18 protein-coding genes and 2 tRNA genes are annotated in these 19266 nt (G+C 42.1%); 13 read left to right on the top strand and 7 right to left on the bottom strand.

Features of this window, described 5'->3' with window-relative positions:
- Nucleotides 1–41 precede the first annotated feature (41 nt).
- Complete coding sequence (locus POV27_RS16495; RefSeq protein ID WP_272863893.1) at nucleotides 42–596, top strand: DUF922 domain-containing protein; 555 nt, start codon at nucleotides 42–44, stop codon at nucleotides 594–596.
- Between the two features lie 7 nt (nucleotides 597–603).
- Here POV27_RS16495 and POV27_RS16490 read toward each other — a convergent pair whose 3' ends face one another.
- A complete protein-coding gene (locus POV27_RS16490; protein ID WP_272863892.1) occupies nucleotides 604–1161 on the bottom strand; it encodes a DUF1572 family protein in 558 nt (185 codons plus the stop codon).
- Between the two features lie 83 nt (nucleotides 1162–1244).
- On the opposite strand from POV27_RS16490, the gene POV27_RS16485 reads away from it, so the two are divergent.
- The 5 genes from POV27_RS16485 to POV27_RS16465 all read left to right on the top strand — a co-directional run bounded on the left by POV27_RS16485 (nucleotide 1245) and on the right by POV27_RS16465 (nucleotide 6063).
- On the top strand, nucleotides 1245–2471 hold the full coding sequence (locus POV27_RS16485) for a Glu/Leu/Phe/Val dehydrogenase dimerization domain-containing protein (RefSeq protein WP_272863955.1): 1227 nt from the start codon (nucleotides 1245–1247) through the stop codon (nucleotides 2469–2471).
- Between the two features lie 127 nt (nucleotides 2472–2598).
- Nucleotides 2599–3972 carry a sodium:proton antiporter NhaD gene (nhaD, locus tag POV27_RS16480; protein ID WP_272863891.1) on the top strand — a complete coding sequence of 458 codons (1374 nt, stop codon included), beginning with the start codon at nucleotides 2599–2601 and terminating at the stop codon, nucleotides 3970–3972.
- Between the two features lie 54 nt (nucleotides 3973–4026).
- A complete protein-coding gene (locus POV27_RS16475; protein WP_272863890.1) occupies nucleotides 4027–4728 on the top strand; it encodes a MotA/TolQ/ExbB proton channel family protein in 702 nt (233 codons plus the stop codon).
- Nucleotides 4728–5120, top strand: coding sequence for an ExbD/TolR family protein (locus POV27_RS16470; RefSeq protein WP_272863889.1), 393 nt, complete (start codon nucleotides 4728–4730; stop codon nucleotides 5118–5120). Before POV27_RS16475 ends, POV27_RS16470 begins: the two co-directional genes overlap by 1 nt.
- A gap of 121 nt (nucleotides 5121–5241) precedes the next feature.
- Nucleotides 5242–6063 carry an energy transducer TonB gene (locus POV27_RS16465; protein WP_272863888.1) on the top strand — a complete coding sequence of 274 codons (822 nt, stop codon included), beginning with the start codon at nucleotides 5242–5244 and terminating at the stop codon, nucleotides 6061–6063.
- Here POV27_RS16465 and POV27_RS16460 read toward each other — a convergent pair.
- On the bottom strand, nucleotides 6060–6932 hold the full coding sequence (locus POV27_RS16460; RefSeq protein WP_272863887.1) for a DMT family transporter: 873 nt from the start codon (nucleotides 6930–6932) through the stop codon (nucleotides 6060–6062). The two genes, POV27_RS16465 and POV27_RS16460, sit on opposite strands and share 4 nt — an antisense overlap.
- Before the next feature lie 154 nt (nucleotides 6933–7086).
- Between POV27_RS16460 and POV27_RS16455 the strand changes: the two genes are divergently transcribed.
- From POV27_RS16455 to POV27_RS16445, 3 genes are all read left to right on the top strand, one after another.
- On the top strand, nucleotides 7087–9558 hold the full coding sequence (locus POV27_RS16455) for a VPS10 domain-containing protein (protein ID WP_272863886.1): 2472 nt from the start codon (nucleotides 7087–7089) through the stop codon (nucleotides 9556–9558).
- A 15-nt stretch (nucleotides 9559–9573) separates the two neighbouring features.
- Complete coding sequence (locus tag POV27_RS16450) at nucleotides 9574–10791, top strand: bifunctional folylpolyglutamate synthase/dihydrofolate synthase (protein ID WP_272863954.1); 1218 nt, start codon at nucleotides 9574–9576, stop codon at nucleotides 10789–10791.
- A 67-nt stretch (nucleotides 10792–10858) separates the two neighbouring features.
- A tRNA-Val gene (locus tag POV27_RS16445) sits at nucleotides 10859–10933 on the top strand.
- Nucleotides 10934–11237: 304 nt separating this feature from the next.
- On the opposite strand, the gene POV27_RS16440 is transcribed toward POV27_RS16445, so the two are convergent.
- Complete coding sequence (locus tag POV27_RS16440; protein WP_272863885.1) at nucleotides 11238–12431, bottom strand: serine hydrolase domain-containing protein; 1194 nt, start codon at nucleotides 12429–12431, stop codon at nucleotides 11238–11240.
- A 145-nt stretch (nucleotides 12432–12576) separates the two neighbouring features.
- Between POV27_RS16440 and POV27_RS16435 the strand changes: the two genes are divergently transcribed.
- The 4 genes from POV27_RS16435 to POV27_RS16420 all read left to right on the top strand — a co-directional run bounded on the left by POV27_RS16435 (nucleotide 12577) and on the right by POV27_RS16420 (nucleotide 15140).
- Nucleotides 12577–13029, top strand: a complete 453-nt coding sequence (locus POV27_RS16435) for a Na(+)-translocating NADH-quinone reductase subunit F (RefSeq protein WP_272863884.1) — start codon at nucleotides 12577–12579, stop codon at nucleotides 13027–13029.
- A 43-nt stretch (nucleotides 13030–13072) separates the two neighbouring features.
- Nucleotides 13073–13147, top strand: a tRNA-Val gene (locus POV27_RS16430).
- A 218-nt stretch (nucleotides 13148–13365) separates the two neighbouring features.
- A complete protein-coding gene (locus tag POV27_RS16425) occupies nucleotides 13366–14538 on the top strand; it encodes a ligand-binding sensor domain-containing protein (protein WP_272863883.1) in 1173 nt (390 codons plus the stop codon).
- A 20-nt stretch (nucleotides 14539–14558) separates the two neighbouring features.
- A complete protein-coding gene (locus POV27_RS16420; RefSeq protein WP_272863882.1) occupies nucleotides 14559–15140 on the top strand; it encodes a hypothetical protein in 582 nt (193 codons plus the stop codon).
- A gap of 7 nt (nucleotides 15141–15147) precedes the next feature.
- Here POV27_RS16420 and POV27_RS16415 read toward each other — a convergent pair whose 3' ends face one another.
- The 4 genes from POV27_RS16415 to gldJ form a co-directional block, all read right to left on the bottom strand.
- A complete protein-coding gene (locus tag POV27_RS16415) occupies nucleotides 15148–15651 on the bottom strand; it encodes a hypothetical protein (RefSeq protein WP_272863881.1) in 504 nt (167 codons plus the stop codon).
- Nucleotides 15652–15654: 3 nt separating this feature from the next.
- Nucleotides 15655–16053 carry a DUF2452 domain-containing protein gene (locus POV27_RS16410; RefSeq protein WP_272863880.1) on the bottom strand — a complete coding sequence of 133 codons (399 nt, stop codon included), beginning with the start codon at nucleotides 16051–16053 and terminating at the stop codon, nucleotides 15655–15657.
- A gap of 3 nt (nucleotides 16054–16056) precedes the next feature.
- Nucleotides 16057–17337 (bottom strand): UDP-N-acetylmuramoyl-tripeptide--D-alanyl-D-alanine ligase, encoded by a 1281-nt coding sequence (locus POV27_RS16405; protein ID WP_272863879.1) that lies wholly within the window; start codon nucleotides 17335–17337, stop codon nucleotides 16057–16059.
- A gap of 88 nt (nucleotides 17338–17425) precedes the next feature.
- Complete coding sequence (gene gldJ / locus POV27_RS16400; protein WP_272863878.1) at nucleotides 17426–19114, bottom strand: gliding motility lipoprotein GldJ; 1689 nt, start codon at nucleotides 19112–19114, stop codon at nucleotides 17426–17428.
- Nucleotides 19115–19266 lie beyond the last annotated feature (152 nt).

Below are 19266 nucleotides of genomic sequence, written 5' to 3'. Positions count from 1 at the left end.
TGCTTTTAAGTTTCTATTTTTGAGCTTTCTTTCTGAAGAATATGAAAAAGATAAGTTTGTTTCCCATGCTATTTCTGGTGGCCTTTGCCTACGCACAAGAAAAGGTTCCGGATAGTGTGGTGGTTTGGAATCCTACGAAGAAATTAATGTGGACCGACTTTCAAGGCGAGGTAGGAAAGTATGATTTTGGAAGGGCATCCACCAGCTACAAGATTGTTATTGTACCGGAGACTGTATTGGTCGATGAAGATGATAGGATTCAAGGCTACGAAAAAATGACAGCAAAGGCCCATTTCTATAAAACCACCTCATGGACAGCGACACAGAATTATCAGGTATTGGTGCATGAGCGTTTGCATTTCGATATAGCGGAACTGTTTGCTCGAAAAGTCAGAAAACGTTTTGCCGAATTGAAAGCCGAAAAAGAAGCTAGGTTTTCTGTTTATTATAAGGAATACAATGCTATTTGGAAGGAGTGTCGCTCACTTCAGAAACAATACGATTCGGAAACTAACCATGGTCGAAACCTTAAAGAAAATGAAGAGTGGGCAACTTTGGTGAATGAGGAATTAGAGCTCTTTAAAGCTTTTGAATAGGTGCTATCTACTTTATATCGTCCGTAAAGTGCCCTCCATGCTTCCCCTTTGAGAATTTTTCGCGATTGAAGGTTTTCGATTCACCTTTAGGAATGGATAGACTTTTCCACGCCGATCCTTTTAACATTCTTCCCACATATACAATTTGGCCTACATGATAGGCGTAGTGCATCATTTGCCTATTTAGGGCTTCCTCAATACTGTGTTCTTGGTTCCGTATGTATACTTTGGCATCGTAGTATTCTGGAGTAATGCTTTCCAAAGCTTCGAAAAGGCATTTCCATCCTTCATTCCACTTCTGTTTCAGTTCTTCTCGGGATTGAATCACGGATTCAAATTCCAAATCACGGTTTCTCCATTCTTTTTCTCCATCGGAAATGAGGAAGTCGGTCCAGCGCGACAGCATATTTCCCCAAAGATGATTCACCGTTATGGCAATGGAATTGCTCTCTGGGTTGTATTGCCAGAGCAATTCTTCGTCCGATAATTGCTGAAAGGTCTTTTCGCCTAGGACTTTATAATATTGGAATTGTTTTTTGGCACTATGGAGGTAACTTTGGTTCATAGGATTTCTTTCCTAAGGTAGTTACTTTTTATCAAAATAAAATGACGCACTTTGCTATCTTTGCCACACTTTACAACTACCTGATGAAAGAACTACTCAAAAAATACGAAGAAAAGCATCCAGAAATCGTTTTTCATTGGACCGATCCCGAAACCGAAGCCGAAGGCTGGACCGTTATTAACTCTTTACGAGGTGGTGCCGCTGGAGGGGGAACGCGAATGCGTCCAGGATTGGATATGAACGAGGTGCTTTCCCTAGCCAAGACCATGGAGGTGAAATTTACTGTTTCAGGTCCTGCGATTGGCGGTGCTAAGTCCGGTATTAATTTCGATCCGCGCGATCCCAGAAAGAAAGGGGTTTTAGAGCGTTGGTATAAGGCAGTTTCCCCTTTGTTAAAGGCTTATTATGGTACTGGGGGAGACCTAAATGTGGATGAAATTCACGAAGTAATTCCTATCACCGAAGAAAGCGGTGTTTGGCATCCACAGGAAGGAGTGTTCAACGGTCATTTTACCCCAACCGAAGCCGATAAGATCAATCGTATTGGTCAGTTACGTCACGGAGTGATCAAAGTGTTGGAAAACACCAAGTATACTCCAGATATTTCGCAAAAGTATACGGTAGCAGATATGATTACCGGGTATGGAGTAGCCGAAGCCGCACGCCATTACTACGAGATTTATGGTGGTGAAGTGAAAGGGAAAAGAGCAGTCGTTCAAGGATTTGGCAATGTTGGGGCCGCTGCGGCTTACTATTTGGCACAAATGGGGGCTAAGATTGTGGGAATCATAGACCGTGTAGGTGGTGTCATTAATGAAGAAGGCTTCACTTTCGAAGAAATCAAAGAATTATATCTTGAAAAGGACGGCAATACCTTGGTGGCCAAGGATATGATCCCTTTCGATGAAATCAATGCGAAGATTTGGTCCATTCCTACAGAGATTTTTGCGCCTTGTGCGGCATCACGCCTTATTACAAAGGAACAGATTAGTCAAATGATCGATTCTGGATTGGAAGTGATTAGCTGTGGTGCGAATGTTCCATTTGCTGACAAAGAGATTTTCTTTGGACCAATTATGGAGTACACCGATGAGCGCGTAAGTCTTATTCCCGATTTTATATCCAACTGTGGAATGGCTCGGGTATTCGCCTATTTTATGGAGCGTAGGGTGCAGATGACGGATGATGCTATTTTCAATGATACATCTATGACCATAAAGAACGCGATAAAGAACACATTCGATCATAATAGTACTACAAAAAATATAAGTAGAACAGCCTTCGAAATAGCTTTAAATCAGTTGCTTTAAAGGTGTTGTTACGATAATTCGATCTACTACATAAAAATCCCGTTCAAAGAGCGGGATTTTTATTATGGTTATTAAATCTATTTACCTATTTTTAGAAACATAAATTGACTTACCAAACATCCTGTATATGGAATCAATCATTATCCTCGTTTTTGCCATAGGTTATTTATCCATCACGCTAGAACATCCCTTACGACTAGACAAAACAGTGCCCGCCTTAATTATGGCGGCTTTAATTTGGGCGCTATTGGCGGTGGGATTCCAGAAGGGATGGTTCGACGTTATCGATACGCATGATCATGTCTTTAGTTTTTTAACGGGCGGGGAAGCAGCCGAACATGGCTTTGAGAATACACTGTTGCACCATTTAGGGAAAACGGCAGAGATTCTCATCTTCCTGATTGGGGCCATGACCATTGTTGAAATTATTGATCTCCATCGCGGTTTTGAAGTCTTGAAGAGTGCCGTACGAACCAGAAGTAAGAAAAGGCTTTTGTGGATCATAGGTATTTTGGCTTTCATCCTATCTGCTATTATAGATAACCTTACAGCTACCATTGTATTGGTAACCTTGCTTAGAAAGCTCATTCAGAACAAGAACGAGCGTTTATGGTTTGCGGCTATGGTAGTGATTGCTGCTAACGCGGGAGGTGCCTGGTCGCCCATTGGTGACGTTACAACCACCATGCTGTGGATCGCTAATAAAGTAACCGCGGCGGGGCTTATAAAGTGGGTAGTGATCCCTTCTATTGCCTGTTTCCTATTGCCTTTCTGGGTAGCAAGCTTCCTCAAGCCTTTCCGAGGAGAGATCGAAGTAGATACGACAGAGGATTTCGAAGCGGAAAAATTATTGAGTAGCCGTACCATGTTGTTCCTTGGTTTGGGAATGATTGTTTCTGTACCTGTATTCAAAGTAATTACGCATTTGCCACCTTATGTAGGAATGATGCTAGCACTGGGAGTGGTGTGGTTGGTTTCAGAATACATTCATCCGGAAGAAGATTTCAGCAAAGAAAGAAGACATTTGTATTCTGCGCATAAAGCACTATCCCGTATTGAGATTTCCAGTATTCTTTTCTTCTTGGGAATTCTTATGGCCGTTGCAGGATTGGAAAGTTTGGTATACGGAGTGGCAGAGAACGGAGATCCCGTAGGAACCCTTCGTTACTTGGCTGAGGTACTCCAAAGTGCCATCCCGAATCAAGATATTGTAGTCATGTTGCTCGGAGTATTCTCCGCGATTATCGATAACGTTCCATTGGTAGCAGCTTCTATGGGAATGTATACATCCCCCACGGATTCCGCCCTTTGGCATTTCATTGCTTATTCCGCAGGAACCGGTGGAAGTATGCTTATTATCGGGTCTGCTGCTGGTGTAGCTGCCATGGGAATGGAGAAAATCGACTTTATCTGGTATTTGAGAAAAGTAGCGTGGCTGGCCTTCATTGGTTTCTTAGCGGGAGCAGGTGTATTCCTGCTTTTTAAAGCCTTTGTTTTTTAAGAGCCCCAACAATTTCTTAAAACTTAACTCGTTATCCATTAAATTGCCTTATTTATGCTTAATTCACTTTTCCAAGATGGAGCCGAACAAGCTTTGGAAAATCTTGACGAAGAACCTGTAGAAAAAACCCTATCCCTAATGGAACTCCTCATGAACGGGGGAGTAGCAGGGCAGGTAATTATCATTGTATTGTTTGTATTGCTGTTCGTAGCAGTGTATATCTACTTCGAGCGTCTCTTTGCTGTGAAAGCAGCTTCCAAAATGGACACCAATTTCATGAGCCAGATCAAAGACAATGTGGCTTCTGGAAATATTCAAGGTGCGAAAGTACTTTGTATGCAGCAAAACAGTCCCGTTTCTCGACTTACCGAAAAAGGGATTTCCCGAATAGGAAGTCCGTTGGAGGATATCAATACCGCGATTGAAAATGCGGGACGATTGGAGGTCTATAAATTGGAGAAGAACGTAAGTATTCTGGCAACCATAGCCGGTGCGGCTCCTATGATTGGTTTCTTAGGAACGGTAATCGGAATGGTACTGGCATTCCATCAATTGGCTACCAGTAGCGGACAAGCCGAAATGGGAAGTCTGGCAGAAGGTATCTATACAGCGATGACCACTACCGTGGCAGGTCTTATTGTAGGTATTATTGCCTATATGGGCTATAACCACTTGGTAGTGAAAACCGATAAGGTGGTGCACCAAATGGAAGCCACCGCGGTCGACTTCTTGGATCTTTTAAATGAGCCTGCCTAATGAACTTGCGCGGAAGAAATAAAGTGAGTCCGGAATTCAGTATGAGTTCCATGACCGATATAGTATTCCTGCTATTGGTGTTCTTTTTGTTGACATCGCCAGCCATCACTCCGGATGCCTTGGATCTTATTTTACCAAAGGCCAAAGGGAAATCTACCAATAGACAGAAAGCCTCGGTGAGTATCACCAAAGACGGAGCTTACTACGTGAATAAAGAACGCGTAAGCGAGTATAGTGTCGAGAAAGAACTACGATCCGTACTAGCCGGGCAGGAAGAGCCTACCATTATTCTTAGGGCCGAAGAAGGAGTGCCTATAGAAGATGCTGTGTTCGTAATGGATATTGCCAATAAGAATAATTTTAAAGTGGTTTTGGCGGTTCGGCCTAACTAATGGACTGTTATAATTGACGATAAATTATATAATATACGGTCGGTAATCGCCGTTATTGACTACGTACCGACACTATCCATCACATACTAACACTACCACCACAAACTGCAAGCTGAAAAGAATGGGTTTAGTAGATACAAAACATAAGAGAAAGAGCATGACGATCACGGTAATCTTACACGTGCTCATCCTTCTATTGCTTATCTTTTTTGGATTTAAGTATCTCGATCCTCCCCCTGAAAATGGAATAGCCGTAAACTTCGGAACCACGAATTATGGAAAAGGGAATGTGCAGCCTACGGAACCAATAAAAACCGCTCCCAAACAAACGACACCAGAACCGGTACCAGAGACCAAAACTGAAATTAAAGAGGAGGTGGTGACTCAGGATAGTGAAGATGCTCCCGTAATAAAAAAGGAGAAGAAGAAAAAAGAAGAGGTGAAGAAAACACCTAAGGAAGAACCAAAGAAAGTGCCTCCTAAAAAAGTAGAGCCCAAACCGGATAAGTCAACGACAGATGCCCTTTCCAGTTTGATTAACGGTCCCAAGAAAGACGGAAAATCACAAAGTGGCGAAGGAAACGATAATAAAGATGGCGATAAGGGCGACCCCAATGGAGATCCCAATGCCAAAAGCTATTACGGAACCGGTATGGGGCTAGATGGTGATGGAAACTACCTTTTGGGTGGAAGAAAAGCCTTGAATAAAGCTAAAAAGACCCAAGATTGCAACGAGGCCGGGAAAGTGGTGGTGAGTATCGAAGTGGATAGAACCGGAAAGGTGATTAGTGCAACTCCCGGAGTTCGTGGAACCACCAATAACTCAAGATGTTTGCTGGAACCTGCCAAAAGAGCTGCGTTGGCTACTAAGTTCAATGCGGACTCCAATGCACCTGCAAAGCAAATAGGAAAGATTATCTACAACTTTACCCTTTCCAATTAATTCTCTTCTTTCGGTTTTTGCATCCCGTTTTTGGCGTAGACATTTAGCACCATTCCTACAATGATCAATAGCATCCCGAATAAAGCCATATAGCTATGCTCTTCGTCTAAAAAGATGAGTCCCAATCCTAAGGCATATACCAATTCCATATACTTAAAAGGAGCAATGGTATTGGTATCCGCTAATTGAAAAGCACGGGTCATAAATACCTGCCCTATCAATCCGAAAATTCCAATGAGAATTACCCAGGTCCATTCCATTCCCAAGGGCATGCGCCAATGGCCTATAAAGAATAAACTACCTAGGATAGAGGCAATCATAAAATAATTGATAATGGTAAGTGCATGTTCCTTAGGCCCTAGATAGCGTACCAAGGTGAATACTGCACCCACCAATACTGCGGAAAGTAAGGCCAGAAGAAAGCTAATTTCATCGATCCTAAAGTCTGCGCCTTTCAAAATGAAGACACCTGCAATTGCAATTAATAAACAAAACCATTGAAGTGTTTTTACCTTTTCCCTTAAAAACAGTACTGCTAGGACCACACTAAAGGCTGGGCCTATATATCGAATGGAAATGGCCGGTCCTAAAGGAATTCGTTGAATGACCATGAAAAAGGCTGCTAGGGAAATAAACCCGATGACCCCGCGTACGCTGAGCCAAAACACCTCTTTTCCAACTACTGGGATCTTTTTGTAAAGCATGTACGGAAATATGAAAGCAAAAGTTCCGAAGGCCCTAAAAAATACAACTTGAAGTGGATGCATTTCGGAAAGGTATTTTGCCAAGAGGTTCATCCATGCGAAAGCGAATGTGGCAATTAAGATGTAAAGGATTCCTCTTAACAATTCCGATGAAAATAGATACATACAAAGATATGCAATTCCCATGGCAGAATACGGGACTTACAGAATAGAATATGGGACATCTATAGAGAATATAGGACACATAAGACAAAATATGGGACTTGTTTTGAAAATGTGAGGTGGCATTTTTAGTATCTTTAGCCAAAAATCAATTGTTATGAAAAAACTTATCCTCTTAGCCGTAACGGGTCTTATTTTAGTAGGTTGTAACCAAAACCAACCATCAGAAGTTTCTGAAATCAAGAAAGAAAAGACCCCGCACGATTTCATGTTCATGCAACGCGCGTATCCCACTGGGGAAATAAAAACGACGGCGCATGCCGAAGCCATGGAATGGCGCGAGCAAAATCAGAATCGTTCGCAATCTGCTGTTTGGGAGTTTGCTGGGCCCGTCAATATTGGTGGCCGTATCACGGATATCGAAATTCCCGTAGACGAGGCGCAAACTTATTATGTGGGAGCAGCCTCGGGAGGAATTTTTAAAACTACCGATGCCGGAGCTACTTGGAATCCTATTTTCGATAGTGAAGGAGCACCTTCCATAGGGGATATTGAAATCTCTAAGACGGATACGGATGTTCTATGGGTAGGTACGGGAGAAGTAAATGCAGGAGGAGGATCCTTGGCTTATGATGGTGACGGAGTATATAAGAGTGAAGATGGAGGGCTTACGTGGGAAAGCAAAGGCTTACCCGATGTAGGAAGTATAGGGAAAGTGGTGATCAATCCCAATGACGAAGACATCGTCATGGTTGCTGCTATGGGACCTTTGTTCAGGGATGACAATAATAGAGGAGTTTATAGAACTACTGATGGAGGATCCACCTGGAATCAAGTGCTTTTTGTTGACAATATTACGGGGGCTATAGACATGGCTATTCACCCAACGGATGGAAACATAGTGTATGCTGCTACTTGGGAGCGTCAGCGTCGTCCGGAATTTAGGGATTATGGAGGTCCAGGATCTGGACTACACCGATCTACCGATGGAGGCGCTACTTGGGCCGAAATGACCAATGGATTGCCTACCAACCCTAACGATAAAGGAAGAATTAGTATCGATATATCACAGTCGAATCCCGATGTGTTGTATGCGCGCTATTCCGACGCTACAGGGAGCATTCAAGGAGTTTATAGAACGGCCGATGGTGGAGATACTTGGGTTGAGGTTAACTCTAGTCAACTTACGAATGTTGGTTTCCACTGGTGGTTTCGAGGAATCTTTGTAGATCCTAGTGATGAAAATACCATTTACAATGTTGATTTTGTGGTTGAGAAATCTACCGATGGCGGAAACTCTTGGTCTACTGCATTTCCCAATGTACACGTAGATCAACACGCCCTTGCGTTTAATGCCAGTACGGGCGGGGAAGTATTGCTGGGGAATGATGGAGGGTTTTATAAAAGTTCTGACGATGGAGCTTCCTCTACCAAGGATTTGACCTTGCCTATTACCCAGTTTTATAGAATTCATGTGGATGCCCAAAACAGTGATAAGGTGTATGCCGGTTCTCAAGATAATGGGGTAATGCGCACTACCACCGCTGGATTGGACGATTGGAGTATTTTGGTATTTGCCGATGGTTTCCATACAGAAGTAGATCCAACCAATACCAGTATCATTTACACCATGTGGCAGAATGGAAACTTTGTAAAATCCATAAATGATGGTGCCAGTTTCTCAACCCTTAGTACACCTGCAGGAAGAAAGAATTGGAATACCCCACATTTATTAGATCCTGCTAATCCTGAAATTGTATTCTACGGTACTGAAAGAGTAAATAGAAGTACCAATGGCGGAAATACTTGGACTTCCATTAGTCCAGATCTAACCAATGGCCCTGGAGGAGGAAACCTTACGTTTGGAACCCTTATTTCCATAGATATTTCCCCTTTTGATAGCAATACGATTATTTCAGGAACTGATGATGGAAACGTATGGATTACACAAGATGGAGGCACCAATTGGAATAATGTGTCTTCTGCTTTGCCAGACCGTTGGGTAACCAAAGTGTTGGCCGATAGGGAAGATGTAAATTCCTTTTATGTTACTTTTTCAGGCTACCGCTACGGAGAGGATTCCGGCCATGTATATAGAACTACCGATGCGGGTGCCACTTGGATCGATCTAGGTACTAGCTTACCAGACATTCCGATCAACGATATTGTAAAGGATAGCTATGGCAACCTTTTCTTGGCTACCGATGCAGGAGTCTTTGCCAGTGCAGATAATGGGGCCAATTGGGCGCCTTTTGGGGATAATATGCCACCAGTGGTGGTTACAGATATGCACATTCACGAAGGGGATGAATATCTATATGCAGCTACCTATGGACGTTCGGCCTATAAAATGGATATTGCCAATGATATTTTAAGTACGAGCGACTCCAATTTTGAAGCGGCTATTGCCATGTATCCCAATCCAGCATCAGAGTTGGTGAACATTGTGTTAAAAGGGCAAGAAGAAACAACCGAAGTGGCGGTTTACGATGCTTTAGGTAGAATTGCGCTTCCTGCACAACGCTTGGCAAATGGAGTTTTGAATGTCGCTAGCTTATCTTCTGGTGTATACTATGTGAAGATCAATCAGCAAGGCAAACGAGCTGTAAAGCGACTGATCGTAAAATAATCAAATACGAAGACCATAACCTATCCTGAAACCCTTACTTGGTTATATTCGCAACTTCCCATGTACCAGCGTGTGGGGAAGGCAGCCTATAAGGCTGATTTATCCAATACGTGGAAGCTAGCGGAGTACCTCAAAAATCCGGAGCGGGAATTGAAGTGCATTCATGTCGCTGGGACTAACGGAAAAGGCTCCACGAGTCATATGGTGGCTTCCGTTTTACAATCTGCAGGTTATAAGACGGGATTGTATACTTCTCCCCATTTGAAGGACTTCCGGGAGCGCATTAAGATTAATGGAGAGATGATTCCCAAGCGTTCGGTTTCCTTTTTTGTAAGCAAGCATAAACCTTTTTTTGAGGAGCATCAACTTAGTTTTTTTGAAATGACCGTTGGCATGGCCTTCGATTATTTCCGAAAGGAGGAAGTGGACATTGCTGTAATCGAAGTGGGCCTAGGTGGCCGATTAGATAGCACCAATGTTGTGACTCCTGAAGTTTCGGTCATTACGAATATAGGGATGGATCACACTCAATTTTTGGGAAATACACTGCCTAAGATTGCTGGGGAAAAAGCTGGAATCATCAAAAATGGAGTTCCAGTGGTGATTGGCGAAATTCACGGGGAAACACGTCCTGTCTTTGAAGAAGTGGCGAAAGCTGTGCACGCGCCTATTTACTTTGCTGAAGAAGAGAACTTAATGCCTTTTCCATGTGATTTGAAGGGGGCGTATCAGTTGAAAAACCAGAAAACCGCTGTATCGGTAGTGGGTAAGCTTTGGGATAAGGGGTGGAAGATATCTTCGGAGGATATTGGCGAAGGATTGTTGAATGTTGTGAACAACACAGGTTTGTTGGGTCGTTGGCAAGTTTTACAGGAGCACCCAAAGGTCATTTGCGATACCGCACATAATAAAGAAGGCTTGTCTTTAACCATGGATCAGTTAAAAAAAGAATCTTATGGTTCGTTGCATATTGTTTTGGGTGTGGTGAGCGATAAAGACTTGAATACTTTATTGCCATTGTTTCCGAAATCGGCCGAATATTATTTTTGTCAGCCTGAGATAGGCAGGGCAATGGATGTAACTATATTGCATGAAGCGGCATTGAAATATGGACTTCATGGGAAGGCGTATGCTTCGGTAAAAGAGGCGTTTGGAAAGGCAAAAAAACAGGCAAATAAGGAAGATGTGATTTATGTGGGCGGAAGCACCTTTGTTGTAGCCGAAGTTTTGTGATTTTTTTTGATTGAATTGTTTGCGAGAAATAAAAACTGCCTTATATTTGCACCCGCTAACACAGTTAGGGCGCGTAGCTCAGTTGGTTCAGAGCACTTGGTTTACACCCAAGGGGTCAGGGGTTCGAATCCCTTCGCGCCCACATCAAGCAGAATCCCGATACAGAAATGTATCGGGATTTTTCATTTCCAAAACGTCGAAAACTTGTTTTCGTAAGTGAAGGAAATGAAAAATAACGTTGTCGCGCAGCGACATCGGGATGGATTCTATTTGCAGTAGTGGGCAAAAAGGGATCACGCAGTAATCCCAGGCTTGCTTTTGTAAGCGCATGTACCTCTTCGCTACGCTACGAGGTATGAGGAGATTCTATTTGCTGTCGTGGCTGGGATCATGAAGTATTTCGGAGTTTGTTTTTTCTGTACTTGGGTTAAATCTATGGGTTGTTGTTAATGATTATAAGGGATGTAATTCTCCCAATACCAGGGCATCCATTTATCTGCCATTGAAATTTCCAGTAATTCTTTAAAAATACTTTCAGCGTTTGAGCTGTTGGACATAATTACCATTCCTAAATTCTTATTCGGATAAAATATGGCGTAATGCTCCCAACCCTTCATGTGACCTTCTTTGAAAATGGCAGTTCCAAAAGGTGTTTTGTAAGTTCCAAATCCTAAAGCATAGCTTAATTCGATATCGTCATTTTCTGTGGTTTTTATCGATCGGTTTTTACCGAATTGTTGCTTGGATTCAATACGTATTTGCGGCTTAAGAAATTCGTGATACCATGTTGTGTTCAAATTTCTTTTGGCCAATATTGCCTGAATGAACTTGGCGTAATCTTCTGGTGTTGTATCCATGCTGCCAGCCGCGTATTCTCTATTTCGCTTTCTTCGCTTTATGGTTTTTCTCTTTTTGAAATGACCGATAGCATAATTCGTGTCAAATTTTTCTTGCCATATAAAACTCGTCATATTCATTTCCAATGGTTTGAAAACATAATCTTGAGCAAGTTCTTCTAGGCTCTTTTTGGTTACTTGTTCTACAACAAACTGAAGTAATTGAATGCCTTCGCCAGAATAACTATAAAAGGATCCAGGTTCAAATTCTATATTCAGTGGTCTTTCCATATCAATGCCAGATTTTCCAATATATCTCCAGTTTGGAAATCCAGTTGTGTGCGATAAACACATTCTTGCCGTTATTTTCTCATACCTTTTATCGGTTTCCAAATCTTTGAAGTTTTCATAGTCATTTGGGAATTCGTAGGTGTACAAGGGCCTATCAAGATATTCTATCAAAGGTTTATCCAGATTAATCATTCCCGTTTCCACGAGCTTCATTACAATAAAACCAAAAAGTGGTTTGCTAAGCGAAGCGGCATAAAAATTATGAGAGGTGCTTAGTGGTTGTTTTTCTTTTATATTCCTAAATCCGTATGCTTTCTGGAATAAGATGCTGTCACCAGTAACTATGGAAATGGTAAGGCCGTGAACATTTGCAGCATCTTTTAGACGCTCAATTTCACTATCCAAAACTTCAAGAGATATTGCAGTATCATCTATTCTCTTAATGGATTGGGAATAAGTATTAAAACTTAGAATTAAAATTAGAAGCGATATGAAGTATTGAATTTTGACCATTCACGAAGTTGATTATTGATTTCAAACCCTTTTTTTGATAGACATATATTCCTGACAAATGGTTGCCTCGTCTTTTTCCAATTTAACATTCCTTACAAAGAAAGAGGCTTTCAAATTTTGTATTTTTATACAAAGACTTTTCGTTATGAAAGCACCCCAACGATTTGAAGACGCTATTCAGAAATTATATACAGCTTTTTATTCACAAACGCTGAACCCGGAATGCTGCAAACAATGTGCGGTGGGAAATATTATGAATAATACCGAATCCTGGAAACATTTTTCCGATGACCATGGTTCGTTGCGTCTTAATTACGTAGGCTTGGTGCATCAGGAATTTGGAAGGAAGTTTTCGGGTTACACGCCTTTGGAGTTGCTTCAGATAGAGGCTGCTTTTTTGAAAGGGTGTGGATACGAGCTTCCGTTTCGCCATTCTTCACGAAAGCCTGAAAATCCGAAGGATCGAGAGGTACTTTTTAACGGTTTATGTGCTGCCATAGAACTCCTGTGTAACATGGATGGTGTAGAAAATGTGATGGACTACTCGCAGCTCTTCGCTCATGAGACACCACAGCAAAAAAATCCATTGTTGGTATAAGTCGATTCACTTGGTTAATTTGTATTTTAGCTTGTCTTTTTTCGGGTCATTAACTCAGTTGGTTCAGAGTGTCACCTTGACAGGGTGGAAGTCACTGGTTCGAATCCAGTATGACCCACTTACGCTCACTGTAGTTCGCTTCAGTGGGCATACCCACATCACACAGAATCCTGATGCCTCGTAGCCTTGGCGAAGTGGTATCGGGATTTTTCATTTCAGAAGCATAAAGATTACTTCCAAAAGAAGCTTCAGAATGAAATGTACCTTGGTATGAGATGGATATATCCTCTTTTTGGCTGAAAAAAGGCTTATATTCATACCTATAAAAACAACGCTATGGAGTATCGAAGTAAAGTTTATCTCTACGCACTACTGTTCTGTTTTACATTGGCTGCATGCAATGGGCAGAGCAAAAAGAAAGTGGCGGAAGAAAATACCAAAGAGGAAAAGAGGGAGACAACTACCAATGGAACTACAGCTTCCAATACCTTTTTAACCCCAGAATCTTCCATTAGTATCAATCCTTTGACCGATCCGACAGGATTGCCATTGTCCTATAAAGGTCAATTATGCCATTGGGTGCGCACTATTTTTGAAGACTCCAAAGGAAACCTTTGGTTTGGAACCAACCATTATGGGCTGATGCGTTATGATGGGGAAGGCCTAGAATATTTTACAGATGAAGATGGTTTAGGCGGAGGAAGGATCAATGATATAGTGGAGGATAAAGAAGGGAATGTTTGGATTAGCACTTACGGCGGACTTAGCAAATTCGATGGAAATTCATTCACCAATTATCCCGTAAAAGTGGGTCCTGTAGATAATGATCTTTGGGCACTTGTTGTTGGAACGGACGGGGATTTTTGGATTAGTACAAGCGAAGGAGTCGTTCGTTATGACGGTAAGGAATTTACACATTTCCCAATCCCTTTGGCCGAAGTTGAAGATCTCAATCCCATTTTATCTCCTAGGCGCGTTTCAGCAATTGCTGAGGATAATCTTGGTAACATTTGGTTCGGGACAGATGGGCATGGAATCACAATCTATCATCCAGATAGCGAAGACCAAGGTGAAACCTTTTCCCATATTACCACCAAGGAGGGGTTGGCTGATAACAATGTGGCTCAATTATTCAAAGATAGCGAAGGTAATGTTTGGATAGGAACTATGTTTGGTGGCATAGGACGATACGATGGGAAAACCTTTGCCAACTTCACAAAAGAGGGTGCCATTAAAGGTGTTGAAGCTGCTGGTTTGTATGAAGACAAGCAGGGTAACATCTGGTTTTCGGCGGAACATGAAGGTGTGTATCGCTACGATGGAACTTCCTTCCAAAACTTCTACGAAAAAGAAGGGCTCATATCGGGAGGGATACTCTCCATTTATGAGGATTCTAAAGGAAGATTTTGGATGGGTGGATGGAAAGGTCTCTTTCGTTATGACAAATCGGTGGATCTTTCCTCTGGAAAGGCTTTTACACCTGTGACGCAACACGGGCCTTGGGAATAACAATTATAATTGCTTAGCACATGTCTTACCCTAAAAAACTCAAGTACCTCTATCCGCTAATTTCCGCACTCATACTTGGCCTATGGATGTTATTTTATTATCTGTCGGGTTATAAGTTTGGGTTATCTATTTTCGTGGCCATTGCCTTGGACATGAGTGTGAGATACTTTTTCTACCGCTCTTTGAAGCAAAAAGAAACCAAAGGAACCATTTTGTTTATAAAACACAGGAGAAGGTTAGATATATTGGGCTTTCAATGGGTGTTCCTGATTTTGTTCCTGGCAGTTGCGGTGTTTTTCATTTTTACGGAAAAAGGTGAAATGGATAGTGTCTTTGGGATCCTTGTACCTGGATATATCGCCTCACAGGGAGTTTTTTTCTACAATGATTACGATGGCTACCTTATGACCGAGAATGGGATCAATCAAATAGGGATGTTTGAAAAGGACTATGCTTGGGACGTCATAGAGGATATTCGGGTTACCGAAAAGGCACTTCATGTTACCATTAACTCCAAAGAATTAATTACAAGAATTGAAAAGGGAATGGCCGAACGTGTAATGCAGTTTTTAAGCTTTCAGAATATAGCTTTCAGGAGTTAAGTTTGATTCAATTCTTTTTGTCCGCCCAATCTGGCAATGGATGTTCTTCCGTTTCGTCCTGCCAAAATATCTGAGTAATGAACCATCTACCATTACGGAAAACCAATTGAATGCTATTTACACCTCTTTGAATTACTGGACCATCGGGTTTGAAGCGAAATTGATAGGCTGACATTACCTGGGCAACCCCACCAAAAATCTCCGTTTTACGCGCCAATTCTTCTTCAAAGAAACCATTGTTGCGCATTTGTGGGGCACTAAGCTCCACGTAACGATAGGGCGTTATGGCGTTGAATTTTGTAATTCCTTCCTTATTTTTTCGGGTAGGTCCCATGAGTGCTTGTTCATGAAACAAATCATAAAATGTTTCCCAGTCGCGTTCCTGCTCTCCAGGACCAGAAATTACCTCGTACAAAGTGGTCATGAGGGTGTCTATATTAGAAAAGTCCTTCTTTTGTCCGAAGGTTGTGAAGGATATCAAAAGGGCAAGAAGTACATATGCATTTTTCATAAACTATATTTTTTCCCACATTTTGTCTGCATTCAACCGAAAGCTTCCCAAATGGTTGAAACTGCATTCTAACGGGTCTATTAAAGAGAGAAAAGACTGTTCCTTGGAATCTTTGTACAAATGGTAGGTTTGACCTACGATGGGCTCGAAATTGAATTTGGCCTGGTATACCAGGTTGTTGTATTCAAATTGTTCGATAAGGGCATCGAATTGTACCTTCAACTCATCATATCGGGCCTTAACCTGTTTGTTTACTTTATCGATATTACTATTCTTCCAAGCAATCGTATCTGGGGTAGTAATTTTAGGTGCCCCTACGCCCGTGGCATAAGGCTTTAAAGAAGCGTCGTAGGACTGTTCTTCTTCATTAAAAACAACTTGATCGGGTTTCTTCTTTTTCATTTGTTATAGCAATTCTAATACACGTTCCAACGCCATACCCCTAGAACCTTTAATAAGAATGGAGCTGGCAGGGAGATTTTTCAATACTTCGGAGCTCTTAAAGTCTTCGAAATTTTTAAATGCGGTTATGTTGTCAGAATTGGACCGGATTCCAAAGAAATTTTCACCTACCAAATAGGCGGTTCCGAAGGAATGGTCAGCTACAAAGTTAGCTATTTTTTGATGTTCCTCATGGGCCACATCTCCCAATTCGAACATATCTCCCAAAATCATCAATTTGGAAGATCCTTCACTTTGTTCGAAGTTTTCCAAAGCTGCCATCATACTCGTTGGGTTCGCATTGTATGCATCCAAAATTATGTGGTGTCCGTTCTTTTCCATGAGTTGGGAACGGTTCATCGTGGGGATGTACCCTTCAATAGCTTCTTTTATGGCTTCGGGAGTTACTTCAAAATAGGAGCCCATTGCGATAGCCGCAGCAATGTTATGGAAGTTATAGATGCCGATGAGGTTGCTTTTTATTTGAAGCCCTTTATAGCCGATCACAAGCGTTCCCGAGCTTTCCAGTAGCTGGACAGGACAATCCGTGCCATCCTTGCCAAAGGTATTCCGATTCATGCTGGCCGTAAGTTCCATTTGTTTTGGATCGTTACCATTTACAAACACCATTTTGTCCCTTTCGGAAATATTCTTGTAGAGTTCGGATTTTCCCCGGACCACTCCTTCCAAACTGCCAAAGCCCTCTAGGTGGGCTTTCCCAAAGTTGGTGATGTACCCGTAATTGGGCTGGGCGATCTTGCTTAAGGTTTCGATTTCCTTTAAATGATTGGCGCCCATTTCTACGATACCCATTTCCGTTTCTTTGTTCATGGAAAGTAAGGTAAGGGGCACGCCAATATGATTGTTGAGGTTTCCTAGGGTGGCTGTGGTTCTGAATTTCTTTGAAAGCACCGCATTGATCAATTCCTTGGTCGTTGTTTTACCGTTACTTCCGGTAAGTGCTACAATGGGAATGCCTAATTGGTTGCGATGAAAGCTGGCCAATTTCTGAAGGGTGTGCAACACATTGCCACATAAAATAGTCTCTCCCGTATTCTTATGGTGCCTCATATCGTCGATAACGACCTTTAGTGCGCCTTTGTCCAGTGCTTCCTGAGCGAAGGTGTTTCCGTCGAAATTATCGCCCTTAAGGGCAAAAAAAAGGCAATTAGGAGTTATTTTCCGTGTATCGGTGCAAATTCCGCTACTTTCCAAAAAGTGCTGGTGCAGTTGCTCTATTTTCAAAGGGATTCGGGTTTTTTTGTAAAATTTAAAGGTACAAAAAAACCCTCTGAAGATCGCTCAGAGGGTTTTCGGTATGTTGAAACTATGATTAGTGTCTTGGTCGTTTTGCTTTTTGCGACTTCGATCCTACACGGGACATAGCACATCGGAAACCGATATAGTCTGTCGCCATATCCTGCGGGAAATAACGTCTTTGCGCTGGATCTAACCAGTAATCACGATCTCTCCAAGAACCTCCTTTGTACACACGTACTTGGTTATTTACCAATGTGGTTCTTGTAGAAGACTTGTCGTACTGACGGTTCAAATCTCCAGTTGCGGCGCTGTCTCCAGCAGTTACTCTGTGCTGTGGAGAGTTATACATACGCTTACTGTCATCTAGATCCTCTTCGTCATCCTCGCTACCGAAAGACTGGTAGTAACGCGTAGAGCGCTTATCTCCATCTCGGTAATCGCGGTTATCGGCAGTAGAGAAGTTCGTTCTTAAGTATGTCTCATTCTCGTCGATAGGTACTTGGTAGATTTCACCTGGAAGGTTACGGGCTACAATCTTTCCGTTACTCAAGGTGTCATATACGATAGAGTCGGCTGTAACTACTTTTACTTTTCCATCTTCATCTATCGCATTTTTGGTGTAGATATTACCACGATAGTAGTTAAAGTCATTGAATTCGTCGTCTACAATAGGACGGTATACATCGGCTACCCACTCGGCAACGTTACCAGCCATATCGTACAATCCAAAGTCGTTTGGTTCGTAAGATTTGATTTCAGCTGTGATATCGGCACCGTCATCACTCCATCCGGCAATTCCACCGTAATCTCCATCACCTTGCTTAAAGTTAGCCAATTGATCTCCACGGGATCTTCTTTTTCCAGAACGGGTGTACTGTCCGTCCCATGGGTATTTCTTTCTACCTCTATATACGTTGTAGTTTCTTAATCCTACTAGACCCAAGGCAGCATATTCCCATTCCGCTTCGGTAGGAAGTCGGTAGGCAGGAAGTAATAATCCGTCCTTGCGCTGTACATATAAGTTGGTACTGTCTTCGTTTCGCTTCATTAAAGACTCCGAACGCTTTCCTCCTCTAGTAATGGAATCATTACCTCCGTAAGTCACGGTAGGAGAGCTTAAATACGTTTGTGTGCTGAAAGTTTCACCCGGCTCAACGTCGAAACGTGCACCTCTAGCAGTGAATCCTTCCTGCTCTAAAATCAATTCGTTTACACGGTCACTTCGCCAGTTACTGAACTCAACCGCCTGTACCCAACTTACCCCTACAACAGGATAGTTAGCATAGGCAGGGTGACGTAGGTAGTTGTTGGTCATTACCTCATTGTAACCCAAACGGTTTCTCCATACCAAGGTATCTGGTACGGCACCATCATAAATACGACGGTATTGTTCGTCACTTGGAGGGAAAACACTTTTGATCCAGTCTAAGTACTCTAAGTACATTAGGTTGGTCACCTCGGTTTCATCCATGTAGAAGGATTGAACGTGTTGTTGGTTGGGACTGTTGTTCCAGTCGTGCATAGGGTCATCTTGAACCCTACCCATAGTAAAGGTACCACCTTCAATAAATACAAGTCCGGGGCCTGTTTCCTGTTCTTTCGCTTTAGGATTGTACTGGAAACCACCTTCCTTGGAGTTCATCTGCCATCCTGTGGCTCTTGAGCTATTGGTGTAATCTCTAGATTTACTACAGCTGACCATAAGGGACATTACAGCCGCCGCCAAAAATAGCTTGGTAAATAGGTTCTTTCTTAAGTTCATAGTTTCAAATATGAAAAAATTGGGTTCGCAATATAGTAATTAACGATAAAAGAGCAATAATATTTTAATATTTATGCGCTGTAATGACCGTCATCCGTAATTCGACCAAAGATGTAACGTTTCTGTTTTTAAATTATTATTCCGTAGGAAAA

This window comes from Aureisphaera galaxeae (assembly GCF_028561275.1).
Classification (GTDB): domain Bacteria; phylum Bacteroidota; class Bacteroidia; order Flavobacteriales; family Flavobacteriaceae; genus Aureisphaera; species Aureisphaera galaxeae.
Note: the sequence above shows the minus strand (reverse complement) of the source record. Positions and strands in the feature narration are given on the sequence as shown.